Annotated in this window: 7 protein-coding genes; 1 reads left to right on the top strand and 6 read right to left on the bottom strand. The window is 69.5% G+C overall.

The genetic code is table 11. The annotated features are described in order from the left end of the window. A partial coding sequence (locus ACIQ6S_RS14095; RefSeq protein WP_397608903.1) for a DUF4870 domain-containing protein occupies positions 1 to 229 on the top strand: 229 nt, incomplete at its 5' end. Here the strand turns inward: ACIQ6S_RS14095 and ACIQ6S_RS14090 are convergent. The 6 genes from ACIQ6S_RS14090 to ACIQ6S_RS14065 all read right to left on the bottom strand — a co-directional run. Next, positions 230 to 1,135: a polyprenyl synthetase family protein gene (locus ACIQ6S_RS14090; protein WP_397608902.1), complete on the bottom strand. Its 906-nt coding sequence runs from the start codon at positions 1,133 to 1,135 to the stop codon at positions 230 to 232. Next, the gene (locus tag ACIQ6S_RS14085) at positions 1,125 to 1,367 is read right to left on the bottom strand and encodes an exodeoxyribonuclease VII small subunit (RefSeq protein WP_297866865.1); all 243 of its coding nucleotides are present in this window, start codon (positions 1,365 to 1,367) and stop codon (positions 1,125 to 1,127) included. Before ACIQ6S_RS14085 ends, ACIQ6S_RS14090 begins: the two co-directional genes overlap by 11 nt. Positions 1,368 to 1,376: 9 nt before the next feature. Further along, positions 1,377 to 2,711 (bottom strand): tRNA lysidine(34) synthetase TilS, encoded by a 1,335-nt coding sequence (tilS, locus tag ACIQ6S_RS14080; RefSeq protein WP_397596318.1) that lies wholly within the window; start codon positions 2,709 to 2,711, stop codon positions 1,377 to 1,379. Between the two features lie 102 nt (positions 2,712 to 2,813). Beyond that, positions 2,814 to 3,218 carry a phosphate ABC transporter substrate-binding protein gene (locus ACIQ6S_RS14075; protein WP_297866867.1) on the bottom strand — a complete coding sequence of 135 codons (405 nt, stop codon included), beginning with the start codon at positions 3,216 to 3,218 and terminating at the stop codon, positions 2,814 to 2,816. A gap of 13 nt (positions 3,219 to 3,231) precedes the next feature. After that, the gene (locus ACIQ6S_RS14070) at positions 3,232 to 4,365 is read right to left on the bottom strand and encodes a porin (protein WP_297866868.1); all 1,134 of its coding nucleotides are present in this window, start codon (positions 4,363 to 4,365) and stop codon (positions 3,232 to 3,234) included. A 215-nt stretch (positions 4,366 to 4,580) separates the two neighbouring features. Next, on the bottom strand, positions 4,581 to 5,251 hold a 671-nt coding region (locus ACIQ6S_RS14065; RefSeq protein ID WP_397608901.1), incomplete at its 5' end, for an acetyl-CoA carboxylase carboxyltransferase subunit alpha.

Here is a 5,251-nt window from a genome sequence, read left to right as displayed (position 1 = left end):
CGTCGAAGACCAGGCGAAGGAAGCCCTGAACTTCAACATCACGCTCGGCATCATTGGCATCGTGCTGACGATCATCACGGTTGTTACGTTCGGCATCGGCGCCGTGCTCACCGTGCCGCTGGGCATCCTGCTCGGCATCGCTTGGCTGGTGTTGACGATCATGGCCGGCCTGAAGGCCAACGAAGGCCAGTACTACCGCTACCCCTTCGCGCTCCGCCTGATCAAGTAATCAGCGCGAGCGCCGAACGGCCATGACGGCCAGGTCCGCGAGGGCCCGGCCGTTGTCGTTTCCTCTGCCGGTGAGCGACGCCAGCGCCGCGTCGAGATCGCGCGCCACGGCGTCGAGCCGCGCGCGGGCGCCGTCGAGGCCGAGCAGGGTCATGTAGGTGCTCTTGCCCTGCGCTTGGTCCTTGCCGGCGGTCTTGCCCAGCGTGGCGGAATCCGCCTCGGCGTCGAGCAGGTCGTCCTTGATCTGGAAGCCGAGGCCGAGCAGGGCACCAACACGGCGCAGGGCGTCGATCGTCGCGGTGTCCGCGCCGCGCAGCAGGCCGCCCATCACCACGGCCGCTTCGATCAGTGCGCCGGTCTTCATCCGGTGCATCGTCGCGAGGGCCTCCAGCGCCTGCGACTGGCCAGTCATCGCCATGTCGATGGCCTGGCCGCCGCACATGCCGCGCGAGCCGGCGGCGTGGGCGAGTTCGCGCAGCGCGGCGCGCACCGCGTCGGCCGGCGCCGGCGCGGCCGAGAGAACGAGGAAGGCTTCCGATTGCAGCGCGTCGCCGACGAGGATCGCCGTCGCCTCGTCGAACGCGATGTGCACCGTGGGCCGACCGCGGCGCAGTGCGTCGTCGTCCATCGCGGGCAGATCGTCGTGCACCAGCGAATACGCGTGGACGAGTTCGATGGCGACCGCAGCGTGGTCCAGCGCGTCGTCGTGTGCATCCTCGGGCGGGCTGCCGAGCGCGGCGCCGGCGGCGTAGACCAGCAGCGGACGCAGGCGCTTGCCGTCGCCGAGCACGGCGTAGCGCATCGCGGCGTGGAGGGTGCGGGGTTCGCGCGTGTCGTCGGGAAGGTGCCGCGCCAGCGCGGCGTCGACGCGTTCGCGCCACGCGTCGAGCGTGGCCTTACTCCGCATCGGCGCGGAACTCGCGCGCGCTGCCCGGGTCGGCCGGATCGGCCAGCAGGCGGATACGCAGTTCGGCCTGCTCCAAAGCGCCCTGGCATTGCCGGTAGAGGGCGACGCCGCGCTCGTAGGCGCCGAGCGATTCCTCGAGGCTCAGGTCGCCGCCTTCCAATCGTTGCACCAGCGCCTCGAGTTCATCGAGGGCGCGCTCGAAATCCTGCGGCGGCGTCGGGGTCGGGCTCATGACTGCAGTTTACCCGGCTGGGTCGGCTGGCTGCCAAACCAGACGCGCGCCGCGGGCGCGTAGCCAAGTGTCGAGCTCGGCCCCATAGGCGAGATCGCCCAAGGCTTGCAGCTCGCCTTCCGCATCGATGAGCAAGGGCACGGCGTCGCGCGCCCACGGCGGCACGCCGAGCGCAGCGAAATGCGTCTGCAGCGCGCGGGCGTGCCGGTCGCCGGCGGCACGGAAGCGCGCGGGGGCGTCGCGTCGCGCGACCCGTCGGAGCGGTGCCTCGAAGCCCTCGGCGCCGAGCAGTTGGAGCGTGCCCGCGTCCGCGTCGTCGGCGCCGTGGCCCAGCCGCAGCGGGGCGCGGCCGTCCCATGCGAGCTGGGAGAGTGGCGCGATGGCGTGCGCGTCCGTGGCGGGCTCCGTCGATTCGCGCGGCGTGAGCCAGAGGCGTCCGCCCCACTGCCGCAGCGTGGCGTCGCCCAGCGGATGCCGGAGCGCCCGGCCGGCCGGCTGCCGCGACCAGTCGCCGAGCACGCGCCGAAGGGCATCGCCGGTGAGCCGGAGGTTCCGCGATTCCGCCCACAGCCGCAGCGCGCGCGCGGCGCGCTCCTGCGGAAGAGCGCGTAAGGCCGACACCTCGACCACGTCATCGCGCAGCCCCAGCACCGTGGCGAGGTCCCGCTTCGCTTGCGCCCGCAGCAGGCCGTCCGCCTCTGCCAGACGCTGCGCACTGGCAGCGAGCGCCGCGTCCGCTTGCGGCCAGTGGCGGCGCAGCAGCGGCATCACGGTGTACCGAAGCTGGTTCCGCGACAGCCGCTCGTCACGGTTCGAGGGGTCCTCGATCCACGACAGCTCGTGCTGCGCGGCGTAGTCCGCCACCGCGGCACCGGGCGTGGCGAGCAGCGGGCGCCAGATCGGTCCGCGGGCATCGACGGTGAAGTCGCGCATCGCCGACAGCCCGCGTTCGCCGCTGCCGCGCAGCAGCGCCAGAAGCAGCGTCTCGGCCTGGTCGTCGCGGTGGTGGGCGAGCACCAGGCACTCATCGGCGCGACGTTCCGCGTCGAAGGCGGCATAGCGGGCTTGGCGTGCGGCGTCCTCGAGGCCGCGTCCCTCGCGCTTCACCGCCACACGGCGCACGGCGCAGTCCACGTTCCAATCCCGTGCCTGCGCTTCGCACTGCTGCGCCCAGCGATCGGCGCCGGCATGCAGGCCATGGTGCACGTGGATGGCGCGAAGCCCGGCCCAAGGCGCATCCGGGAGCGTCGCCAGGCGGTGCAGCAGGGCGGTCGAATCGCGCCCGCCGCTGAAGCCGACGAGCAGTCGTCGCGGCGCGTCGGCGGGGAAGGGCGTCAGGTCCATCCGGCAAGCCTGCCGTTTGCCGCCCGGCCCACGCAAACCGCGGGGCTCGAAACGACAACGCCCGCCTCAGGGGCGGGCGCTGCCGATGCCACGGAGGCGCGATCAGAAGTCGAACAGCACCTTGACCGAGGCGTCCACGGCGCCGTCGCTGATGTAGCCGATGGCGCCCGGCGTCGAAGCCACCTTGGCCTTGACCGCGGCGTCGTCCGCGAGGTCTTCCGGGGCCTTGGCGCGGCCGGTGAACACCAGACGCGACCAGTGCGAGGCGAGCTGCGCGCCGGCGCGGCCGACGACACCCGATTCGAAGGGGGCGCGGACCGGCCCTTTCTGGAACACGACGACGGCCGGCTGGCCACCGACCTGGGCCGTACGGCCGAGGAAGATGGCCTGCACGCCGGCCTTGTCGAGGGTGCCCTGGCTGGAGTTGGCGGCAACCACCACCTTGCCGGCGAAGGCCGGAGATGCGGTGAGGAGGGCGAGGGCGGCGATGCTGAGAATGCGCTTCATGGTCGTCCTCCGGTCAGAACGTGAACACGACGCCGACGGCGAGTGAATCCGCGTCTGCGCTGGCGGGCGTGTCGTTGGTGTACTGGGTGTAATCGGCCTTCAACGCGACGTTGGTCGCGACGTCCCAGCGAAGGCCATAGCTCCAGTACGTGGCGTCGAGGGCTTCCGACTGAACCACGCCAGAGGTTGCTGCGCGCAGTCCGGCCAGCGGCGGGACGTTCGGCAGCAGGGCGATGATGCCCGGCTTGGCCTCGTTGTCGCGACGGCCCCAAGTAAGGTTTGGCGTCCACGCGCCGAAACGGTATGCGCCGGTGACGTAGTACTGGGTACGGTCCGAGTAAGAGGAGTCGTCGATAGTGGTCTTGGTCCACTCTCCGATCACCAGCCAATTTCCGCGGTTAATCTCGGCAGAAATTCCGACAAATTCGGCTGGGTCCTCGCTGTAATCGATTTCCTCGGCCACATTGGAGAATCCGTTGCCTCGCAAGGCCGATAGCAGGGGTTCGAGATCGAGGATGTTGACCGACACATCTGCCTGCAAATAGCTCGCACGCAGACTCAGCCAATCGCTATACGTGGTGTCGACGTAGACACCCGTGAGCGAGTCGATCTCTTGCGAGGCGTTGTCGCTCAACTCTTCCTCGTTCTTGCCGCCGACGACGCCGACATTCGAGAACCAGTCGCCCGAGCCGAACGAGTAGGCGGCGCTGAAGCCGTCGTAGTTGCTGAAGGAAGCGTTGTAGACGGCATGCGGCGGACGCAGCCACGGGTAGGCGTAGCCCACCTCGAGGAAGTCGGAGTAGCGGAAGAAGGGCACGCGCTGGCGGCCGGCCTTCGCCGACCAGCCGTTGCCGCCGTTCCAGCCGACGTAGGCCCAGGCGAACTCGGGGTCGAAATCGTCGCGGCCACGGGCCACGATCTGCGCCGTCGCCGACCACTGCTCGTTGAGGTCGCCACGGACCTGCAGCGCGAAGAGCGATTCGTCCTTGAAGTCCCAGTCCGAGTCATAGCCGGTGCCGGGGAAAGTCGTTCCGTCGGAGACGGTGCCGGCCACCATCTGGCCGAAACCGGTGATCTGGACGCTTTGTGCCGCAGTGGACGTCGCCGCAAGGGCGGCGAGGATGCCGAGGGCCAACAGGCGCTTCATCGAGAGTTCTCCGATAGGTGGTGACGCGAACAGGGCATCGGCCCCGGGCAGCGAAACTTTAACGTTTGCCTTCACGCGAACACTTGAAGCCGATCCCGCAATTCACACACGGGACACGCCATTTTGCGATTCCGTCGACATTCCCTTGACGCGGTGCGACATCGTTCAGCCTGGACGCCCTCACGGCGTGCTGCAACACACCATCAAGCGATCGCTCAGGCCGACGCGAACGCCCCGTACTTGCGCAGACGCGCGTAGCGGCGGTCAAGCAGGGCGTCCTTCGACAGCCCTTCGAGTTTCGCCAGCTCCGCCATCAGCGTGGTCTTGAGGGTCTGGGCCATCGCCGCCGGGTCGCGGTGGGCGCCGCCCAGCGGCTCCTTGACGATGAGGTCGATGAGCCCGTTGTCCTTGAGCCGCGGCGCGGTCAGGCCCATGGCCTCGGCCGCGTCCTTGGCCTTGTCGGCCGACTTCCAGAGGATCGACGCGCAGCCTTCGGGCGAAATCACCGAGTAGGTGCCGTACTCGAGCATCAGGGTCACGTCGCCGACACCCACGGCCAGCGCGCCGCCGGAGCCGCCTTCGCCGATCACCGTGCAAAGGATCGGCACGCCGAACTCGGCCATCTCGAGCAGGTTGCGGGCGATGGCTTCCGACTGTCCGCGCTCTTCGGCGCCGATGCCCGGGTAGGCGCCCGGCGTATCGATGAAGGTGAGGATGGGCAGCTTGAAGCGCTCGGCCGTCTGCATGAGGCGCAGCGCTTTGCGGTAGCCCTCGGGGCGCGGCATGCCGAAATTGCGGCGGATCTTGCTCTTGGTGTCGCGGCCCTTCTGGTGGCCGATCACCATGACGCTGCGGCCGTCGATGCGGGCGAGGCCGCCCACGATCG

The organism is Silanimonas sp. (assembly GCF_044377035.1).
Taxonomy (GTDB): domain Bacteria; phylum Pseudomonadota; class Gammaproteobacteria; order Xanthomonadales; family Xanthomonadaceae; genus Silanimonas.
Note: the sequence above shows the minus strand (reverse complement) of the source record. Positions and strands in the feature narration are given on the sequence as shown.

What these genes read in the sequence shown, in the direction of transcription:
- ACIQ6S_RS14090 (WP_397608902.1), bottom strand. Translation starts at nt 1,135, where the DNA reads ATGCGGAGTAAGGCCACGCTCGACGCGTGGCGCGAACGCGTCGACGCC.
- ACIQ6S_RS14085 (WP_297866865.1), bottom strand. Translation starts at nt 1,367, where the DNA reads ATGAGCCCGACCCCGACGCCGCCGCAGGATTTCGAGCGCGCCCTCGAT.
- tilS (WP_397596318.1), bottom strand. Translation starts at nt 2,711, where the DNA reads ATGGACCTGACGCCCTTCCCCGCCGACGCGCCGCGACGACTGCTCGTC.
- ACIQ6S_RS14075 (WP_297866867.1), bottom strand. Translation starts at nt 3,218, where the DNA reads ATGAAGCGCATTCTCAGCATCGCCGCCCTCGCCCTCCTCACCGCATCT.
- ACIQ6S_RS14070 (WP_297866868.1), bottom strand. Translation starts at nt 4,365, where the DNA reads ATGAAGCGCCTGTTGGCCCTCGGCATCCTCGCCGCCCTTGCGGCGACG.